Here is an 18,390-nt window from a genome sequence, read left to right as displayed (position 1 = left end):
TCCGGGGGCGGATGGGGTCAGGGGCGGCGCGAGCCCAGCAGAGCGGCGGCGACGGCGGCGGGGATCAGGATCAGCAGGAGCGTCAGGGCGACGCTCATGTCGGCGAGTTCGCGGGATCGGCGCTGGACGCGGGCGAGGAGGCCGTCGTCGTCGGAGTCGTCGGTGGGGGGTCGGGCGGTGGGGACGTCGGCGAGGGCGGGCCTGTCGGCGGGGGGTTGGGCGGCGTTCGCGCCGATGCCGGCGGGCGGGGCCGCTCCGGGAGGCGGTACGACGGGAGGTGCGGCCGCGGCCCCCGCCCCGGCCCCTTCGGCCCCGACCCCATCGGCCCCGGCCGCCGCCCCTGGAGCAGCGGTCCCTGGAGCAGCAGCGGCCCCCGGAGCCACCGGACCCACCCCTTCCGCCGCACCGGGTCCCGGCGCGACGAGCAGCGGGAGAGCCGCGGCGTCCGACGCGGGCGGCACGGATGCATCAGCAGCCGCCGCAGGCGCGGGCGCGGCGCTCTGCGCGGCCGAGGCCGACGGGGCAGGCGTCCGCGCCGCCGTCCGGGCGGGCGAAGGCCGCGCCCCCGCAGGCGGCTGGGGCGGCCTCGCCACCGCCGCCGGCGCCGTGGCGGCGCCCCGCAGCGTGAACCGGGCGGTCGCGCGGGCCACGAGGAGCGGCGGGGCGACCGGCCCGCCCCCGGCCCCCAGCGTGGCGACCCGGTCGCTCCCGCTGGCCTCGCCGGTGCTGCGATGGACGCCCGGCGGGCGGTGGACGGTGGCCGTGCACCGCACCGAGCCGCCCGGCGGCAGCACCGGCACGCCTCCGGGCCGCCCCGCGCAGTCGATCCGCCCCGGCGCGAGCGCCCGGTCGGTGAGCCGTACGCCGTGCACGGGCCGGTTGCCCCGGTTGGCGACCGTGTACCCGACCACGGCGGATGGCAGCGAGTGCGGCGGCACGGTCCGTACGGTCTCGGTGAGCACCAGCACGCCGCCCACGCCCTCGTACCCGGAGCGCGAGGTCGCGGTCAGCGTCCGCCGCAGCGACGGGACGTCCCCCGAGGCCGTCGCGGCCGCCGCGTACCGCCCGGGCCGGGCCGCGAACCGCACCGAGCACTCGACGGAGGCGAGCGCGGCGAGCGTCCGCACCGGACAGGTCACCGACCCCGGGACGGACGGATCGACGACCCGGATCCGGTACAGATCCGCCTCACCGCGGTTGACCAGCCGGTACCGCTTCACGACGAGGCCGCCGACCCGCACGGCAGGCGGCGCGGCCGCCGTCCCGCCGCGCCCGTTGACCGTGACCGTCATCCGCAGGGCCCCCGCCCCCACCCCGCCGGCCACGGCGTCCGGGCCGGACCCCACGGGAAGCAGCACCCCCAGCACCAGGCCCGCCAGAAGCGGCACCGCCATGCGCCGACCGTTCATGGCACCCCTTGCCGTTCATCCGATGATCGTCCCGAGAACGCCCTGCCATGCTCACCAGTCCGCTGGCACATGCCACCGTCAAGACACGCCGCACCCCACCCCACCGCCCCCGTCTTTCACCCTCCCGGTGGCCACCCCCGCCCCGTACGGCACCCTTGAACCATGAACGAACCCGCCCCGGCGCCCACCCCCGCGCCCGCGCCCCGCCGTCGTGCCCGCGTCCGTGCCCCCGAGCTGATCGGCAAGGGCGGCTGGCTGAACACCGGCGGCGCAGATCTGACGCTGTCCGACCTGCGTGGAAAAGTCGTCATTCTGGACTTTTGGACGTTTTGCTGCATCAACTGCCTCCATGTCCTCGACGAGCTGCGTGAGCTGGAGGAGAAGCACCGGGCCACGCTCGTGATCGTCGGGGTGCACTCGCCCAAGTTCGTGCACGAGGCCGAGCATCAGGCCGTGGTGGACGCCGTCGAGCGGTACGAGGTGCATCACCCGGTGCTCGACGACCCGGAGCTGGCGACCTGGAAGCAGTACGCCGTGCGGGCCTGGCCGACGCTCGTCGTGATCGATCCGGAGGGGTACGTCGTCGCGCAGCACGCGGGCGAGGGGCATGCCAACGCGATCCGGACGCTCGTGGAGGAGCTGGAGGCCGAGCACGAGGCCAAGGGGACGCTGCGGCGCGGCGACGGGCCGTACGTGCCGCCGGAGCCGGTCGCGACCGACCTGCGGTTCCCCGGGAAGGCGATCCTGCTGGAGTCCGGGAACTTCCTGGTCTCCGACACCACCCGGCACCAGCTCGTCGAACTGGCCGCCGACGGGGAGACCGTCGTGCGGCGGATCGGGGACGGCGAGTTCCGTGAGCCGCAGGGGCTCGCGCTGCTGCCGGACGGCAAGGTCGTCGTCGCGGACACCGTGAACCACGCGCTGCGGACCTTCGACCCGGAGACCGGGGCCGTCGAGCTGATCGCCGGTACCGGCAGGCAGTGGTGGCAGGGGTCGCCGACCTCCGGGCCTGCGCTCGACGTCGACCTGTCCTCGCCGTGGGACGTGGCCTGGTGGCAGGGCAAGGTGTGGATCGCCATGGCCGGTGTCCACCAGCTGTGGGCGTACGACCCGGAGACGGGGACCGTCGAGGTCGCCGCCGGCACCACCAACGAGGGGCTCGTCGACGGGCCCGCCGCCGAGTCCTGGTTCGCGCAGCCGTCCGGGCTCGCGGCCACCGAGGACCGGCTGTGGGTCGCCGACTCCGAGACCAGCGCGCTGCGGTGGGTCGAGAAGGACGGCGACGGGTACGCCGTGCACACCGCCGTCGGCACCGGCCTGTTCGACTTCGGACACCGTGACGGCGCCGCCGACCAGGCCCTGTTCCAGCACCCGCTCGGCGTGACCGCGCTGCCCGACGGCTCGGTCGCGGTCTCCGACACGTACAACCACGCCCTGCGCCGTTTCGACCCCGCCACCGGCGAGGTCACCACGCTCGCCACCGATCTGCGCGAGCCCAGCGACGCGGTGCTGGTCGGCGACGAGATCGCGGTCGTCGAGTCGGCCCGGCACCGGCTGACCCGGCTGCGGCTGCCCGAGGAGGCCGTTCGGGTCGAGTCCGCCGCCTACCGGACCCAGCGCGAGGCCACCGAGGTCGCGCCCGGCCGGCTCCGCCTCGACGTCGTCTTCCAGGCGCCGACCGGGCAGAAGCTGGACGAGCGGTACGGGCCGTCCACCCGGCTGCTGGTCTCGTCCACCCCGCCGGAACTGCTGCTCTCCGGCGAGGGCACGGGGTCCGACCTCTTCCGCGAGCTGGAGCTGAACCCGGACCTCGCCGAGGGCGTGCTGCACGTCTCGGCGATGGCCGCGTCCTGCGACGACGACCCGGCCAACGAGTACCCGGCCTGCCACGTCCACCAGCAGGACTGGGGTGTTCCGGTGAAGGTCACCGGGTCCGGTGTCTCCCGGCTGCCGCTGATCCTCGCGGGGATGGACGGCTAGGCGGCGCGGAAGACCTTCACCAGCGGGCGGGCCGGGCGGAGGCGTCGGCAGACGTCCTCCGCCTCGGCGTGCAGTCTGCGGGCGTGGGCGGTCACGTCGAGCCGGTGGACGGCGCGTCCGTGCGGCTGTCGACAAGCCGCTCCAGGCGCTCGTCCGTCTCCCGGAGGGTGCGTGAGAGCGGGCCGCTCGTCACGCGTACGTGTGCTTCTTCCGCCCCCACGGCCACATGCGCGTGCCCCTCCCCTGTGCGTGCGGATCATGCACGGCAGGCATGACAGGGAAGGGGCAGGGGCGGGGCCGGTCAGCCCTGCAGGAACGCGACCAGTGCGTTCGCGAGCAGGTACGGGTCGTCGGCGCCGCAGAGTTCGCGGGCGCTGTGCATCGACAGGCAGGCGACGCCGATGTCGACGGTGCTGATGCCGTGGCGGGCCGCGGTGATCGGGCCGATCGTCGTGCCGCAGGGCATGTCGTTGTTGGAGACGAAGGACTGCCACGGCACGCCGGCCTTCTCGCAGGCGGCGGCGAACACGGCCCGGCCGCTGCCGTCGGTGGCGTAGCGCTGGTTGACGTTGACCTTGAGGATCGGGCCGCCGTTGGGGCGCGGGTGGTGGGTGGGGTCGTGGCGCTCGCTGTAGTTGGGGTGCACGGCGTGGCCGACGTCGGAGGAGAGGCAGACGGAGCCGGCGAAGGCGCGGGCGCGGTCCTCGTAGCCGCCGCCGCGGGCGTAGACCGAGCGCTCCAGGACGTTGCCGAGCAGCGGGCCGTGGGCGCCGGTGTCTGCCTCGGAGCCGTTCTCCTCGTGGTCGAAGGCGGCGAACACCGGGATGTACGGGAGGTCCGCGTGGCCCGCCACCGCGCTGAGCGCGGCGGTGCAGGCGTGCACGGAGATGAGGTTGTCCATGCGCGGGCCGGCCAGCAGCTCGCGGTCGCGGCCCAGGTAGGAGGGGGCTTCGACGGCGTGGACCATGAGGTCCCAGCCGGCCACGTCCTCGGCGTCGACGCCGGCCTCCTCCGCGACGAAGGCGAGCAGGTCGCCGTCGTGGGTGTCGCCGAGGCCCCAGACGGGTTGCATGTGGCGCTGGCGCTCCAGCTTCATGCCCTCGTTGACCTGCCGGTCGAGGTGGATGGCGAGCTGCGGGACGCGCAGCAGCGGGCGGTCCACGTTCACCAGGTGGTGGCTGCCGTCGCGCAGGGTGAGCCGGCCGGCGAGGCCGAGGTCGCGGTCGAGCCAGCTGTTGAGCAGCGGTCCGCCGTAGATCTCGACGGCGACCTGGCGCCAGCCCTCGCGGCCCATGTCGGGCTGCGGCTTGACGCGCAGGTTGGGGGAGTCGGTGTGGGCGCCGACGATCCGGAACGGGGTGTGCGGGCTCGCGCCCTCCGGGACGTACCAGGCGATGAGCGCGCCGCCGCGGATCACGTACTTCCCACCGGCTGTACCGTCCCAGGCGTCGGTCTCCTCGACCCGGTGGAAGCCGGCCTTCTCCAGCCGCTCGGCGGCGTTCGCCACGGCGTGGTACGGCGACGGGGAGGCCGCGAGGAAGGTCATGAGGTCGTCGGTGTGGCCGCGGTCGAAGGGTGCGGTCGCCGGGCTGGAGGGTGCGCTACTCATGGACTTCACCTTACGGGGGTCTCGACATGCGGACGTGGGGTGCCGGAGCCTCGCCCGCCCAAGGGGAGAAACCTTCCTGTACGGAGCAGCCGAGTTCTCCCGCGAACAGCGGAACGGCCCGCCCCCCTCCCCGGGAGCGAGCCGTTCCTCTTGGGCGGGGCGCGTCCTAGAACGCGGCCTCGTCCAGGTCCATCAGCGAGCCGTCGACGGCCTCGGCGAGCACGCGCTCGGCCGAGACGCCGGGCAGGACGTTGGCGGCGAAGAACTTCGCGGCCGCGATCTTGCCCTGGTAGAACGCGACGTCCTTGCCGGAGGCGCCCTCGGCCAGCTTCTCGGCGGCGACGGCCGCGCCGCGCAGCAGCAGGTAGCCGACGACGACGTCGCCGGAGGCAAGCAGCAGGCGGGTGGTGTTGAGGCCGACCTTGTAGATGTTCTTGACGTCCTCGCCGGTGGCGGTGAGGTCGGTGAGCATCGTGCCGACGATGCCCTCCAGGTCGACGGCGGCCTTGGCGAGCGCGTCGCGGGCGCCGGCCAGCTCCTCGCCGCCGGTGCCGACCGCGAGGAACTTCTTGATCTCCTCGGCCAGCGCGTTCAGGGACGCGCCCTGGTCGCGGACGATCTTGCGGAAGAAGAAGTCCTGGCCCTGGATGGCCGTGGTGCCCTCGTAGAGGGTGTCGATCTTGGCGTCCCGGATGTACTGCTCGATCGGGTACTCCTGCAGGAAGCCCGAGCCGCCGAAGGTCTGCAGCGACTGGGCGAGCTGCTCGTAGCCCTTCTCGGAGCCGTAGCCCTTGACGATCGGGAGCAGCAGGTCGTTCAGGCCGTGCAGGGCCTTCGCGTCCTCGCCGGCCGCTTCCTTGATCGCGATCTCGTCCTGCACGGAGGCCGTGTAGAGGACGAGGGTGCGCATGCCCTCGGCGTACGCCTTCTGCGTCATGAGCGAGCGGCGGACGTCGGGGTGGTGCGTGATGGTGACCTTGGGGGCGGCCTTGTCCATGAAGTTCGCCAGGTCGGTGCCCTGGACGCGCTCCTTGGCGTACTCGAGGGCGTTGAGGTAGCCCGTCGAGAGGGTGGAGATCGCCTTCGTGCCGACCATCATGCGGGCGAACTCGATGATGAGGAACATCTGGCGGATGCCCTCGTGCTTGTCGCCGATCAGCCAGCCCTTGGCGGGGTGCTTGTCGCCGAAGGTCATCTCGCACGTGTTGGAGGCCTTGAGGCCCATCTTGTGCTCGACGTTGGTGGCGTAGACGCCGTTGCGGGCGCCCAGCTCGCCGGTCTCCCAGTCGAACTCGTACTTCGGGACGAGGAAGAGGGAGAGGCCCTTGGTGCCGGGGCCGGCACCCTCGGGGCGGGCGAGGACGTAGTGGAGGATGTTCTCCTCCATGTCGTGCTCACCGGACGTGATGAAGCGCTTGACGCCCTCGATGTGCCAGGAGCCGTCCTCCTGCTGGACCGCCTTGGTGCGGCCGGCGCCGACGTCCGAGCCCGCGTCGGGCTCGGTGAGGACCATGGTGGAGCCCCAGCGCTTCTCGACGGCGATCTGCGCGACCTTCTTCTGCGCCTCGTTGCCCTCGTTGTAGAGGACGCCGGCGAACGCCGGGCCGGAGGAGTACATCCAGACGGCCGGGTTCGAGCCGAGCAGGAGCTCCGCGTAGGCCCAGACGAGCGAGCGCGGGGAGACGGTGCCGCCGATGCCCTCTGGGATGCCCAGACGCCAGTACTCGGAGTCCATGAAGGCCTTGTAGGACTTCTTGAAGGAGGCCGGGACGGGGGCGGTGTTGGTCTCCGGGTCGAAGACCGGCGGGTTGCGGTCGGCGTCGGCGAAGGAGTCGGCCAGCTCGTTCTCGGCGAGGCGGCGGATCTCGTCGAGGATGCTCTTGGCGGTCTCGACGTCCATCTCCTCGAACGGACCGCTGCCGTACACCTTGTCGCGGCCGAGGACCTCGAAGAGGTTGAACTCGATGTCGCGGAGATTCGACTTGTAGTGCCCCATGGCGACGGCTCCGTAAGGCTCGGGGAGGGAGGTTCCTCGTACACGTACCGGCAAGTAGCAAAACGCTCTCTACGATGATGCTACCCGTCGGTAATAAGAGCAACCCCTCTCCGGACATCTGTGACGCAGTAGGCTCGCCCCCATGTACGGCTACGAGCAGAATCCGGGTGCCCAGCAGCAGTACGCCCCGCCTCCGCAGCCCGGAGCGCAGCCGGGAATGCACGCCGGGATGGCCGGTGGCATGCAGGGCGGCTACGGGCAGCAGCCGCCGCTCTACCCGGAGCCGTCGCCGCCGACCCTGGCCGACGCCGTGCGGGCGTTCACGACCGGATCGATGGCCGCCGAGGACTTCCAGCAGGTCTTCGCGACGTCCAAGGTGTACTGCCCGCGCGGCGACACCCCGGGCTTCCTGGCGCTGCACAACACACAGCAGCCGGTGATCCCGATGTTCACCTCGCTGAAGGAGCTGCGCCGGTACGCCGGCAAGGAGTCGAAGTACTTCGTGATCACCGGGGCGGAGGTCATCGACCTGCTGCCGACCGGCTACGGCTTCGTCCTCGACATGGAGGGCGACCACCGGATGGTCTTCGACGCGAAGGCCGTGGAGCAGATGGTCGACTTCGCGATGCGCCGGATGTACGGCTGACGGAGGCTGGAGGCAAAGGAGAGCGCCCGGGAGGAATTCCTTCCGGGCGTTTCGCGTTCAGGGTGGCAAGAAGTTCAGTGTTCAACTAAACTGGTCGCACAAGGAGGTCCCGCCATGCCCGCTGTGACTGTGGAGAACCCGCTCACCCTGCCGCGCGTCGCGGCGCCGGCCGATGCCGCGCCGCGTCCCGTCCTCGCCGTGACCACGGCGCCTTCAGGCTTCGAGGGGGAGGGCTTCCCGGTGCGACGCGCGTTCGCCGGGATCAACTACCGCTACCTCGACCCGTTCATCATGATGGACCAGATGGGCGAGGTGGAGTATGCCCCGGGCGAGCCGAAGGGCACGCCCTGGCATCCCCACCGCGGCTTCGAGACCGTCACCTACATCATCGACGGCGTCTTCGACCACCAGGACTCCAACGGTGGCGGCGGCACCATCACCAACGGCGACACCCAGTGGATGACCGCCGGCTCCGGGCTGCTGCACATCGAGGCCCCGCCGGAGTCGCTGGTCGTCAGCGGCGGCCTGTTCCACGGGCTCCAGCTGTGGGTGAACCTGCCCGCGACCGACAAGATGATGGCCCCCCGCTACCAGGACATCCGCGGCGGGCAGGTCCAGCTGCTCACCTCCCCCGACGGCGGCGCGCTGTTCCGCGTCATCGCGGGCGAGCTCGACGGCCACGCCGGACCGGGCGTCACGCACACCCCGATCACGATGGTGCACGCGACGCTGCGCCCCGGCGCCGAGGTCACGCTGCCGTGGCGCGAGGACTTCAACGGCCTCGCGTACGTGCTCGCCGGCCGCGGCACCGTCGGCGCCGAGCGCCGGCCGGTCCACATGGGCCAGACCGCCGTCTTCGGCGACGGGGGCACGCTGACCGTCCGCGCGGACGAGAAGCAGGACGGCAACACGCCGGACCTGGAGGTCGTGCTCCTCGGCGGCCGGCCGATCCGCGAGCCGATGGCGCACTACGGGCCGTTCGTGATGAACACCCAGGCCGAACTCCGCCAGGCCTTCGAGGACTTCCAGGCGGGACGGCTCGGCACCATCCCGGCCGTGCACGGCATGGGCGAGTAGCCCGAACGGGATCCCGTGCGGAATCCCGTGAGGAATCCCGTACGGAGTCCCCGCGACCAGGGGCCGCGCCGGCTGACGCGACGTCACCCGGGCGGCCCCGCAGCGCAGGACGGCGCGCCGGAGGGCGTGGTCCGGTGGAGGGATGCAGACGACCAGACCGCTCCTCCCCGAGGCCGCTCGCCGCGTCGCCGCCTGGTGCGTGGTGTTCCTGCTGGTCGCGGGGGTCGCGGCGGTCGGGATCTGGCTCTGCGTCGTCTTCAAGACCGCCGTCACGCCCGTGCTGCTCGCGCTGCTCGGCACCGCGCTGCTCGGACCGCTCCACCGGCGGCTGTTGCGGATGAAGGTGCAGAAGTCCCTTGCTGCCGCACTGACCTGCGTCGCCGTGCTCGTGGTCGTCGGCGGGGCCACGTACATCGTCGTCGCGGCGCTGATCGACACGGGCGACCAGATCGTCGCCTCGCTGCGCCGCGCGGGCGAGGACATCGCCGCGCACCTGGGGGCGGCCGGCACCTCTCTCGACGACCTCGCCAAGAACGCCAAGCGACTGCTCGAGAAGTTCGGCGGGACGGCGGCCTCCGGAGTGATCTCCGGGCTGAGCGTCGTCGGCCAGGCGGCCGCCACGGCCGTGCTCGCGCTGCTGTTGATCTTCTTCTTCCTGCGGGACTCCGACCGGGCCGTCGGCACGCTGCGGTCGCTCGTCCCGCGGTCCGTCGGGGACACGGCCGAGGCCATGGGCCGGCGCGCGTTCGAAGCCGTCGAGGGGTTCATGCGCGGTACGACCTTCGTGGCCCTCGTCGACGCGGTCCTGATCGGCATCGGCCTGCTGGTCCTCGACGTGCCCGGCGCGGTCGGGCTCGCCGCGCTCGTCTTCGTCACCGCGTACATCCCCTACCTCGGCGCGTTCCTGTCCGGCGCGGTCGCCGTGCTGGTCGCCCTCGCCGACCGGGGGTTCGTCATCGCGCTGTGGGTGCTCGGGATCGTCCTCGCCGTGCAGGTCCTGGAGGGGAACGTGCTGCAGCCGATGGTGCAGAGCCGGACCGTGCAGATGCATCCGGTCGTCGTCCTGCTGGCGATCACGGCGGGCGCGTCCGTCGCCGGGATCCTCGGCATGCTGCTCGCCGTGCCCCTGACGGCCGCGTTCTTCGGGGTGATCGGCGAGCTGCGCAGCCGGTACCAGCCGCCCGGCGACGCGACGCCGGCGGACCCCGACTAGGCGAACTCCGACCAGCGGAGGGCCACGCGCTAGGCCGGTGCGCCGCCCGGCTCGAAGGTGGCCAGCATCTGCTCCAGGGCCGCCTGGTCCGGGCCGACGAACGGGTCCGCGTCCGGCGCCATCGTGATCGTGTCGATCATCAGGGAGGTCATCCGCACGGCCGGCGGCAGATGCGTCGAGAGCACGATCTCCGGGTTCATCGCCAGCAGCGGCTGGATGGTCGCCCGGTACTTCGCCGGATCCACGATGTGCACCCAGGGGCTGTCCACCGTCGCCCACAGCAGCTGCGCGGCGCGCAGGTCCTCCGGCTTGAGGTCGTTGGCGTGGCCGCTCTCGGCCAGTTCGGCGGTCGGCATCGGGCCGCCGAAGCAGTCCGAGCTGAAGCAGATCCGGGTCCGGTCGTCGTAGAAGCCGACGGTCGCCGGGTTGTCGAACAGCGGCGGCTTGAAGGCCCGCAGCATCCGGTCGCCCACGTCGAGGGACTGGCCGGGGTTGAGGAAGTACACCCGGTCCATCGGCAGCGGCCGCTCGGTGGTCATGATCCCGGCGCCGAGGAACGTGGTCACCACGCGGGCCTCGGGGGCCGCGTCGAGCAGCTCGAAGATTCCGCCGGTGTGGTCGCGGTCGGGGTGGGTGAGCCAGATCCAGCGGACGTCGGCCGGGTCCATCACCGAGCCGAGCGTGGCCACGAAGTCCCGGTCGGCGAGCGAGAGGCCGGTGTCCACGACGACCGGTTCACTGGCCGTGAGGACGTACGCGTTGACAGGGATGTGCCCGATTCCCGGTATGTCCAGGCTGTCCGCCAGGACCGTGGTGTCGCTGCCGACCTTGTGGGTGTCCATGTCGCGCTCCGTGGGGGTCCCCCGACGGCCGTGCTCCCACCAGTCTGCGCCGAGCCCCGGCGCCCCGCCCGTCGGGCGCAAGCCCCCGCGGCGCGCCGGGGAGCTACTCGCGGCAGCCCTGCCCCGAGGCCGGCTCACGCAGCTCGAACCAGATCGACTTGCCCTCGCCGCGCGGGTCCACGCCCCACGCGTGCGCCAGCATCTCCATCAGCAGCAGGCCGCGCCCCGAGGAGGCCATCTCCCCCGGGTGGCGCTTGTGCGGCAGCTCGTCGCTGCCGTCCGAGACCTCCACGCGCAGCCGGCGGGCGTCCTCGGCGCAGCCCACCTCGGCGACCAGCAGCGCGTCCCCGTCGGTGTGGATGAGCACGTTGGTGACCATCTCGGAGACCATCAGGACCGCCGCGTCGACCTGGTCCTCGTCCGTCCAGTCGTGCAGCAGCCGGCGCAGCTGCCTGCGGGCGTCGGCGATCCGCTCCGGCTCGGCCTGGGCGATGGTCATGACGGTGCGGCGCGGCGCCGGCAGGACCCTCAGGTCGCCGGTGCGGGCCAGCAGCAGGACGGCGATGTCGTCCTCGCGGCGGTCGGCGAGCGGGCCGATGGTGTGGTGCGAGCCGGGGCCGTGGACGGCCTCGACGAGCCGGTCGGCCAGCGTCTCCAGGGACTCCCCGTCGTGCTGCTCCATGAGGGTGCGGATGCGGTCCCAGCCGCTGTCCAAATCGTGCCCGCCGGTCTCCAGGAGGCCGTCGGTGCAGATCATCAGGGTCTCGCCGGGGTCCAGGCGGAGCCGGGTGGTCGGGTAGTCGCTGTCCGGGTCGATGCCCAGCGGCAGGCCGCCCGCGGTGGGCTGCAGCAGGACCGTGCCGTCGGAGGTGCGCACGGCCGGTTCGGGGTGCCCGGCCCGGGCGATGTCCAGGGCGCCGGTCGCCGGGTCGACCTCCAGGTACAGGCAGGTCGCGAACCGGGGGCCGCCGAGGTCGTCCGTGCCGTCGGTGATGCCGTGCAGGAACCGGGAGGCGCGGGACAGCACCGCGTCCGGGCGGTGGCCCTCGGAGGCGTACGCGCGCAGGGCGATCCGCAGCTGGCCCATCAGGCCGGCGGCCCGTACGTCGTGGCCCTGGACGTCGCCGATGACCAGGGCTATCCGGCCGCCGGGCAGCTGGATCATGTCGTACCAGTCGCCGCCGATCTCGAGACCGCCGCCGGTCGGCACGTACCGGGCGGCCACCGCGATCCCCGGGATGCCGGGCCCGAGGGCGGGCATCATCGTCCGCTGCAGGCCCAGCGACAGCTCGCGCTCGGACTCGGCGACGCCGGCCCGGGTGAGGGCCTGGGCGAGCATCCGGGCGACCGTGGTGAGGACGGACCGCTCGTCCGGGGTGAAGGCGACCGGGTGCTTGAAGGCGGCCATCCAGGCGCCCATGGTCCGGCCGGCGACGGTCAGCGGCAGGAACGCCCAGGACTCCCGCCCGAACCGTTGCGCCAGCGGCCAGGTGGTGGGGAAGCGCCGCTTGTACTCCTCCGGCGAGGGCAGGTAGATCGCCCGCCCGTTCCGGGCCGCCTCGGCCGCCGGATAGTCCGTGTCCAGGGACATCTCGGTGAACGGGCCCTCGTCGCCCTCGCTGTGCCCGTGGTGGCCGATGACGGTGAGCCGGTCGCCCGCCACGCCGAAGACCGCGAGGCCGTCCGGCGAGAACCCCGGCATGGACAGCGACGCGGCGACCCGCAGCACCTCGGCGGTGGACCGGGCCTCCGCCAGGGCCCGGCCCGCGTCCAGCAGGAACGCCTCGCGGGAACGGCGCCAGTCGCCGGTGATCGGGGTGCGCGCGGCGGTGCCGGGCTGGGGCTCGGCGACCTCCTGGAGGGTGCCGACGAGCTGGTAGTCGCCGTCCGCGATCAGCGGCTTGGAGCGGCTGCGCACGGTACGGATCACCCGGCCGTCCGGGGCCATGATCCGCAGCCGGGCCTCGGCGAGGGTGCCCTCCGCCACGGCGAGGTTCACCACGCCGTCGATCTCGTTCCAGTCGACGGGATGAAAACGGGAGCGCACGGCCGCCTCGGTGAGCCGGGCGGGCTCGGCGGGCAGCCCGAGCAGCCGGGCGGCCTCGGCGTCGAGGGTGACGATCCCGGTTGCGTTGTCCCAGCGCCACAGGCCGGTCGCGATCGCGGCCAGGACGTCCTCGGTGCGCATTGCCCCACTTTATGAATATCGGACCGCAGGTCGCCACTGAGAGTATTCGATGAGCGATCTTGGGACGCCCGGTACCCTTGACGGGCCTGGATACGTCCGGGCTCCCCACCGATTCCGAAGACTGGATGAACGACGATGCATCGGTACAGGTCCCACACCTGCGGCGAGCTCCGCGCCTCTGACGTCGGCACCGACGTCCGGCTGAGCGGCTGGCTGCACAATCGGCGCGACCTGGGCGGCATCCTCTTCATCGATCTGCGCGACCACTACGGCATCACCCAGCTGGTCGCGCGGCCCGGCACCGCCGCCGCCGAGGTGCTCGACAAGCTGACCAAGGAGACCGTCGTCCGCGTCGACGGCAAGGTCGTCTCCCGCGGCGCCGAGAACGTCAACCCCGAGCTCGCGACCGGCGAGATCGAGATCGAGGCCGCCGAGGTCGAGGTCCTGGGCGCGGCCAAGCAGATCCCCTTCACCATCAACGCCGACGACGGCGTCAACGAGGAGCGGCGCCTGGAGTACCGCTTCCTCGACCTGCGCCGCGAGCGCATGCACCGCAACATCATGCTGCGGTCCGCCGTCATCGCCTCGATCCGCTCGAAGATGGTGGCCCTCGGCTTCAACGAGATGGCGACCCCGATCCTCGCCGCGACCTCCCCCGAGGGCGCCCGCGACTTCGTCGTCCCGTCCCGTCTGAACCCGGGCAAGTTCTACGCGCTGCCGCAGGCGCCGCAGCAGTTCAAGCAGCTGCTGATGATCTCCGGCTTCGACCGGTACTTCCAGATCGCGCCCTGCTTCCGCGACGAGGACGCCCGCGCGGACCGCTCGCCGGGCGAGTTCTACCAGCTCGACGTCGAGATGAGCTTCGTCGAGCAGGAGGACGTCTTCCAGCCGATCGAGAAGCTGATGACCGAGCTCTTCGAGGAGTTCGGCGGCGGCCGGCACGTCACGTCCCCGTTCCCCCGCATCCCGTTCCGCGAGTCGATGCTCAAGTACGGCAACGACAAGCCGGACCTGCGCACCGCCCTCGAACTCGTCGACATCTCGGACGTGTTCGAGAACTCCGAGTTCAAGGCCTTCGCCGGCAAGCACGTGCGCGCTCTGGCCGTCCCGAACACCGGTGACCAGCCGCGCAAGTTCTTCGACAGCCTCGGCGACTTCGCGGTCGAGCAGGGCGCGAAGGGCCTGGCCTGGGTTCGCGTCGGCGAGGGCAACGCGCTGACCGGCCCGATCGCCAAGTTCCTCACCGAGGAGAACGTCAAGGTCCTGACCGAGCGCCTCGGCCTCGAGCCGGGCCACGCGCTGTTCTTCGGCGCGGGCGACTTCGACGAGGTCTCCAAGATCATGGGCGCGGTCCGCGTCGAGGCCGCGAAGCGCGCCGGCCAGTTCGAGGAGAACGTCTTCCGGTTCGCCTGGATCGTCGACTTCCCGATGTACGAGCGGGACGAGGAGACCGGCAAGATCGACTTCTCGCACAACCCGTTCTCCATGCCGCAGGGCGGCCTGGAGGCCCTGGAGACCCAGGACCCCCTGGACGTCCTCGGCTGGCAGTACGACATCGTCTGCAACGGCATCGAGCTGTCCTCGGGCGCGATCCGGAACCACGAGCCCGAGATCATGTTCAAGGCCTTCGAGATCGCCGGCTACAGCCGCGAGACCGTCGAGCAGGAGTTCGCGGGCATGCTCCGCGCCTTCGAGTACGGCGCCCCGCCGCACGGCGGCATCGCCCCGGGCGTCGACCGCATCGTGATGCTCCTCGCCGACGAGCCGAACATCCGCGAGACGATCGCCTTCCCGCTCAACGGCAACGCCCAGGACCTCCTCATGGGCGCCCCGACGGAGCTCGACGAGGCCCGCCTGAAGGAGCTGAACATCCAGCTCCGCAAGCCGGTCGCCAAGGAGAAGCCCGCCGACGGGCGCCCGGTGACCGAGGCGGTCCACCCGGAGGCCGGCCGCTGAACGGCTGAGCAGTCGTAGCGCCGAGGGGCCCGGGATCGTGACGATCCCGGGCCCCTCCGCCTTTTCCGGCGGGCCGGTGCACGTCAAGGACGTCCCGCGTCCCGGCGTCGCCCGTACAGCTCCGTGACGGCCGCGGCCGCGGCCGCCAGTTCCTCCCGGGCCGCCGGCGGGTCCAGTACCTCGATGTCCGCGCCGAAGGGGAGGAGGGAGCGGACCGCCTCCACGACGGGGAACGCGAGCCGCACCTCCGTCCATCCGTCGTCGCGGGGGACCGGGGCGGCGACCACGTTCCCGGCCTGGAACCGCAGGAACATGTCCAGCCGGTCCTGGCGCACCAGGCAGGTCGTCGGCAGGGCGTCCGGGACGCGCTCCACCCGTTCCCGCAGCGTCGACCAGACCTCGGCGAGACCGATTCCCCGGCGCCGGCGCACCGGCTCCTCGGACACCACGGCCTCGACCACCCGGTCCGCGCGGAACAGCCGGGGTTCGCCGTCGCGGTCGGCGGCGAGGTACCAGACGCCCGCCTTGTTCACGAGGCCGTACGGGTCGACGGTGTAGTCGCGCGGTACGGTCTCGCCGCTGCGGCGGTAGCGCAGCAGCAGGCGCTTGTCCGCGAACACCGCCTGCTGCAGGACGCCGAGTTCGACCTCGGCCGCCGCACTGCCGCCGCGGGTCCAGCGCGCCGGATCGACCAGGATCCGCTGGCTGGTCGCCTCGGCCGCCGGGCGGTGCCCGGCAGGCAGTGAGGCCATCACCTTGCGCAGCGCCGAGCCGATCGCGCCGCCGAGCCCCAGTGCCTCGTACGCCCCGTCGGCGGTGAGGACGAACAGGGCGCGGGCCTCGTCACCGGTCAGTCCGGGGACGTCGGTGCGGTAGCCGGGCAGCAGCCGTACGCCGCCGTTGCGGCCGCGCTCGACCCAGACCGGCACGCCGGCGGCGGAGAGCGCCTCGACGTCCCGGTAGATCGTGCGGACCGAGACCTCCAGCAGCTCGGCCAGCTCGGGGGCCGAGGCTCCGCCCCGGGTCTGGAGCAGCAGCAGGATCGACAGCAGCCGGTCGGCCTTCATGAACGGTGGTCCTCGAATCCTGCCGGAGGGTGTCAGGTATCGGGCGGCAGAGTACTCAATGCCGGTCGGGGCAGGGGGCCCTGACCACCGATCGAGGAGTACCCACCGATGGACCGCACGTTCGATCCCCGTCCCGTCCTGCTGAGCGCCCTGGACCAGCTGGAGAAGCTGGCGGCCCGCCTCGACCCGGCGCGGCTCGACCGGCCGACCCCGTGCACGGAGTACGACCTGCGGGCCCTCCTGGGTCACACCCTCGGCGCGGTCCACCGCATCGCGTACGTCGGCGAGGGCGGCCGGGGCATGGACCTGCCGGCGGCGGCCGGCGCGATCGAGGACGCCGACTGGGGCGGCGCGTTCGGCCGGTCCCGCGACCGGCTGGCCGCCGCCTGGGCCGACGCGGCGAAGCTCGACCGGGAGGTCGAGGTGCCGTGGGGGCGCGTCCCCGGCCGGGTCGCACTCGGCGGCTACGTGATGGAGGTGGTGACCCACACCTGGGACATCGCCCAGGTGATCGACCCGGAGGGGGAGCTGGACGAGGAACTCGGCCACATGGCGCTCGGCATCGCGCAGAAGGTGCTGCCCGCCGCGCCGCGCGGCGGCGAGCTGCCGTTCGGCGACGTCCAGCCGGTCCCGGCCGACGCCGACGTACACACCAGGCTGGCCGGCTGGCTCGGCCGGAAGGTCTGACGCGGGCAGGGCTGACGCCCATGACGGAGCCCCGCACGGGCGTACCGTGCGGGGCTCCGATCGTGTCCGTTTCAGGCCGGACTACTGGTCCTTCTTCGGCTCCTCGAGACGCGGGAACAGCACCGCGCCCTTCGTGACCGTCGCGCCCGCTGGGAGCTGCCCCCACGTGCCCGCGTCCTGCACCGGCTGGGCCGGCAGGGCGCCCAGGGACGCCTCGGCGCCGAGGGAGTCCCAGAGGGCCTGCGAGGTCTCCGGCATGATCGGGTTCAGCAGGACCGCGACCGCGCGGAGCGACTCCGCGGCCGTGTAGAGGATGGTCGCGAGGCGGGCCCGGCCCTCCTCCGAATCGTCCTTGGCGACCTTCCACGGCTCCTGCTCCGTGATGTAGCCGTTGACCTGCTTCACGAAGTCGAAGACCGCCAGGATGCCGCCCTGGAAGTCCAGATCCTCGCCGATCTTCCGGTCGGCCTCGGCGACCGCCTTGGCCAGGCCCTCGTGGATCGCCTTCTCCGCGTCGCCGTCGGCCGTCGCGGCCGGCAGCTCCCCGCCGAAGTACTTGCCGACCATGGCGGCCACGCGCGAGGCGAGGTTGCCGTAGTCGTTCGCCAGCTCGCTCGTGTAGCGGGCGGTGAAGTCCTCCCAGGAGAACGAGCCGTCCTGGCCGAACGCGATCGCGCGCAGGAAGTACCAGCGGTACGCGTCCACGCCGAAGTGCGAGGTCAGGTCCTGCGGCTTGATGCCGGTCAGGTTCGACTTCGACATCTTCTCGCCGCCGACCATCAGCCAGCCGTTCGCGGCCACGCGACCGGGAACCGGCAGGCCCTGCGCCATCAGCATCGCCGGCCAGATCACGGCGTGGAAGCGCAGGATGTCCTTGCCGATCAGGTGCACGTTCGCCGGGAAGGTCTCGTCGAACTTCGCCGGGTTCTCGTTGTAGCCGACCGCGGTCGCGTAGTTCAGCAGGGCGTCGATCCACACGTAGATGACGTGCTTCTCGTCCCACGGGACGGGGACGCCCCAGTCGAAGGTGGAACGGGAGATCGACAGGTCCTCGAGGCCCTGCTTGACGAAGTTCACGACCTCGTTGCGGGCCGACTCGGGCTGGATGAAGCCCGGGTTGGCCTCGTAGAACTCGATGAGCTTCGGGCCGTACTCGCTCAGCTTGAAGAAGTAGTTCTCCTCCTTGAGGATCTCCACCGGCTTCTTGTGGACGGCGCACAGCTTGGTGCCGTCCTCGGCCTCGATGAGATCGCCGGGGAGCTTGTACTCCTCACAGCCCACGCAGTACGGACCCTCGTACCCGCCCTTGTAGATCTCGCCCTTGTCGTAGAGGTCCTGCACGAACTCCTGCACACGGTCCGTGTGCCGCTTCTCCGTCGTCCGGATGAAGTCGTCGTTCGCGATGTTCAGGTGCTCCCAGAGGGGCTTCCAGGCTTCGGAGACGAGCTTGTCGCACCACTCCTGCGGGGTGACGCCGTTCGCCTCCGCGGTGCGCATGATCTTCTGACCGTGCTCGTCCGTGCCGGTGAGGTACCACACCTTCTCGCCGCGCTGACGGTGCCAGCGCGTGAGCACGTCGCCTGCGACGGTCGTGTAGGCGTGGCCCAGGTGAGGAGCGTCGTTGACGTAGTAAATGGGGGTCGAGACGTAGAACGCCTTCGCCCCCTGCTTCTCGGATCCAGTGGCCGCCATGGTCGAAATCCTATCGGCCCTCCGGTGA

Annotated in this window: 13 protein-coding genes, 1 tRNA gene and 1 pseudogene; 7 read left to right on the top strand and 8 right to left on the bottom strand. The window is 71.9% G+C overall.

The window, feature by feature from the left end:
• Positions 1-17 precede the first annotated feature (17 nt).
• A complete protein-coding gene (locus R2D22_RS17945; RefSeq protein ID WP_318104764.1) occupies positions 18-1,394 on the bottom strand; it encodes a hypothetical protein in 1,377 nt (458 codons plus the stop codon).
• Positions 1,395-1,571: 177 nt separating this feature from the next.
• On the opposite strand from R2D22_RS17945, the gene R2D22_RS17940 reads away from it, so the two are divergent.
• Positions 1,572-3,389 (top strand): NHL domain-containing thioredoxin family protein, encoded by a 1,818-nt coding sequence (locus R2D22_RS17940; protein ID WP_318104763.1) that lies wholly within the window; start codon positions 1,572-1,574, stop codon positions 3,387-3,389.
• A 301-nt stretch (positions 3,390-3,690) separates the two neighbouring features.
• On the opposite strand, the gene R2D22_RS17935 is transcribed toward R2D22_RS17940, so the two are convergent.
• Both R2D22_RS17935 and R2D22_RS17930 read right to left on the bottom strand, forming a co-directional pair.
• Positions 3,691-4,998: a M18 family aminopeptidase gene (locus R2D22_RS17935; RefSeq protein ID WP_318104761.1), complete on the bottom strand. Its 1,308-nt coding sequence runs from the start codon at positions 4,996-4,998 to the stop codon at positions 3,691-3,693.
• 166 nt (positions 4,999-5,164) lie between these two features.
• Complete coding sequence (locus tag R2D22_RS17930; RefSeq protein WP_318104759.1) at positions 5,165-6,994, bottom strand: acyl-CoA dehydrogenase; 1,830 nt, start codon at positions 6,992-6,994, stop codon at positions 5,165-5,167.
• A 142-nt stretch (positions 6,995-7,136) separates the two neighbouring features.
• On the opposite strand from R2D22_RS17930, the gene R2D22_RS17925 reads away from it, so the two are divergent.
• The 3 genes from R2D22_RS17925 to R2D22_RS17915 all read left to right on the top strand — a co-directional run bounded on the left by R2D22_RS17925 (position 7,137) and on the right by R2D22_RS17915 (position 9,930).
• The gene (locus tag R2D22_RS17925) at positions 7,137-7,640 is read left to right on the top strand and encodes an SseB family protein (RefSeq protein ID WP_318104756.1); all 504 of its coding nucleotides are present in this window, start codon (positions 7,137-7,139) and stop codon (positions 7,638-7,640) included.
• Between the two features lie 114 nt (positions 7,641-7,754).
• Positions 7,755-8,717, top strand: coding sequence for a pirin family protein (locus R2D22_RS17920; RefSeq protein WP_318104755.1), 963 nt, complete (start codon positions 7,755-7,757; stop codon positions 8,715-8,717).
• A gap of 142 nt (positions 8,718-8,859) precedes the next feature.
• Entirely contained in the window at positions 8,860-9,930 is a 1,071-nt protein-coding gene (locus tag R2D22_RS17915; protein ID WP_318104752.1) for an AI-2E family transporter, read from the top strand.
• Between the two features lie 29 nt (positions 9,931-9,959).
• Here R2D22_RS17915 and R2D22_RS17910 read toward each other — a convergent pair whose 3' ends face one another.
• Both R2D22_RS17910 and R2D22_RS17905 read right to left on the bottom strand, forming a co-directional pair.
• Positions 9,960-10,772 carry an oxygen-binding di-iron domain-containing protein gene (locus R2D22_RS17910; RefSeq protein ID WP_318104750.1) on the bottom strand — a complete coding sequence of 271 codons (813 nt, stop codon included), beginning with the start codon at positions 10,770-10,772 and terminating at the stop codon, positions 9,960-9,962.
• A 103-nt stretch (positions 10,773-10,875) separates the two neighbouring features.
• Positions 10,876-12,960 carry a SpoIIE family protein phosphatase gene (locus tag R2D22_RS17905; RefSeq protein ID WP_318104749.1) on the bottom strand — a complete coding sequence of 695 codons (2,085 nt, stop codon included), beginning with the start codon at positions 12,958-12,960 and terminating at the stop codon, positions 10,876-10,878.
• A 135-nt stretch (positions 12,961-13,095) separates the two neighbouring features.
• Between R2D22_RS17905 and aspS the strand changes: the two genes are divergently transcribed.
• Positions 13,096-14,916, top strand: coding sequence for an aspartate--tRNA ligase (gene aspS, locus R2D22_RS17900; protein ID WP_318104747.1), 1,821 nt, complete (start codon positions 13,096-13,098; stop codon positions 14,914-14,916).
• An 83-nt stretch (positions 14,917-14,999) separates the two neighbouring features.
• On the opposite strand, the gene R2D22_RS17895 is transcribed toward aspS, so the two are convergent.
• A complete protein-coding gene (locus tag R2D22_RS17895; protein ID WP_318104745.1) occupies positions 15,000-15,536 on the bottom strand; it encodes a helix-turn-helix transcriptional regulator in 537 nt (178 codons plus the stop codon).
• On the opposite strand from R2D22_RS17895, the gene R2D22_RS17890 reads away from it, so the two are divergent.
• Positions 15,498-15,576: transfer RNA gene (locus R2D22_RS17890), tRNA-OTHER, on the top strand. The genes R2D22_RS17895 and R2D22_RS17890 overlap by 39 nt on opposite strands.
• A gap of 245 nt (positions 15,577-15,821) precedes the next feature.
• Here the strand turns inward: R2D22_RS17890 and R2D22_RS36135 are convergent.
• Positions 15,822-15,983 (bottom strand): annotated as a pseudogene (locus tag R2D22_RS36135) (HTH domain-containing protein); the annotation flags it as partial.
• Positions 15,984-16,091: 108 nt separating this feature from the next.
• Here R2D22_RS36135 and R2D22_RS17885 point away from each other — a divergent pair.
• A complete protein-coding gene (locus R2D22_RS17885; RefSeq protein ID WP_318104743.1) occupies positions 16,092-16,670 on the top strand; it encodes a TIGR03086 family metal-binding protein in 579 nt (192 codons plus the stop codon).
• Positions 16,671-16,751: 81 nt separating this feature from the next.
• Here the strand turns inward: R2D22_RS17885 and metG are convergent, their stop codons facing one another.
• Complete coding sequence (gene metG, locus R2D22_RS17880; protein ID WP_318104740.1) at positions 16,752-18,362, bottom strand: methionine--tRNA ligase; 1,611 nt, start codon at positions 18,360-18,362, stop codon at positions 16,752-16,754.
• Between the last annotated feature and the right edge of the window lie 28 nt (positions 18,363-18,390).

This window comes from Streptomyces sp. HUAS YS2 (genome assembly GCF_033343995.1).
GTDB lineage: Bacteria > Actinomycetota > Actinomycetes > Streptomycetales > Streptomycetaceae > Streptomyces > Streptomyces solicathayae.
Note: the sequence above shows the minus strand (reverse complement) of the source record. Positions and strands in the feature narration are given on the sequence as shown.

Coding starts and splice junctions, on each gene's coding strand:
- R2D22_RS17945 (WP_318104764.1), bottom strand. CDS start 1,394: ATGGCGGTGCCGCTTCTGGCGGGCCTGGTGCTGGGGGTGCTGCTTCCC.
- R2D22_RS17940 (WP_318104763.1), top strand. CDS start 1,572: ATGAACGAACCCGCCCCGGCGCCCACCCCCGCGCCCGCGCCCCGCCGT.
- R2D22_RS17935 (WP_318104761.1), bottom strand. CDS start 4,998: ATGAGTAGCGCACCCTCCAGCCCGGCGACCGCACCCTTCGACCGCGGC.
- R2D22_RS17930 (WP_318104759.1), bottom strand. CDS start 6,994: ATGGGGCACTACAAGTCGAATCTCCGCGACATCGAGTTCAACCTCTTC.
- R2D22_RS17925 (WP_318104756.1), top strand. CDS start 7,137: ATGTACGGCTACGAGCAGAATCCGGGTGCCCAGCAGCAGTACGCCCCG.
- R2D22_RS17920 (WP_318104755.1), top strand. CDS start 7,755: ATGCCCGCTGTGACTGTGGAGAACCCGCTCACCCTGCCGCGCGTCGCG.
- R2D22_RS17915 (WP_318104752.1), top strand. CDS start 8,860: ATGCAGACGACCAGACCGCTCCTCCCCGAGGCCGCTCGCCGCGTCGCC.
- R2D22_RS17910 (WP_318104750.1), bottom strand. CDS start 10,772: ATGGACACCCACAAGGTCGGCAGCGACACCACGGTCCTGGCGGACAGC.
- R2D22_RS17905 (WP_318104749.1), bottom strand. CDS start 12,960: ATGCGCACCGAGGACGTCCTGGCCGCGATCGCGACCGGCCTGTGGCGC.
- aspS (WP_318104747.1), top strand. CDS start 13,096: ATGCATCGGTACAGGTCCCACACCTGCGGCGAGCTCCGCGCCTCTGAC.
- R2D22_RS17885 (WP_318104743.1), top strand. CDS start 16,092: ATGGACCGCACGTTCGATCCCCGTCCCGTCCTGCTGAGCGCCCTGGAC.
- metG (WP_318104740.1), bottom strand. CDS start 18,362: ATGGCGGCCACTGGATCCGAGAAGCAGGGGGCGAAGGCGTTCTACGTC.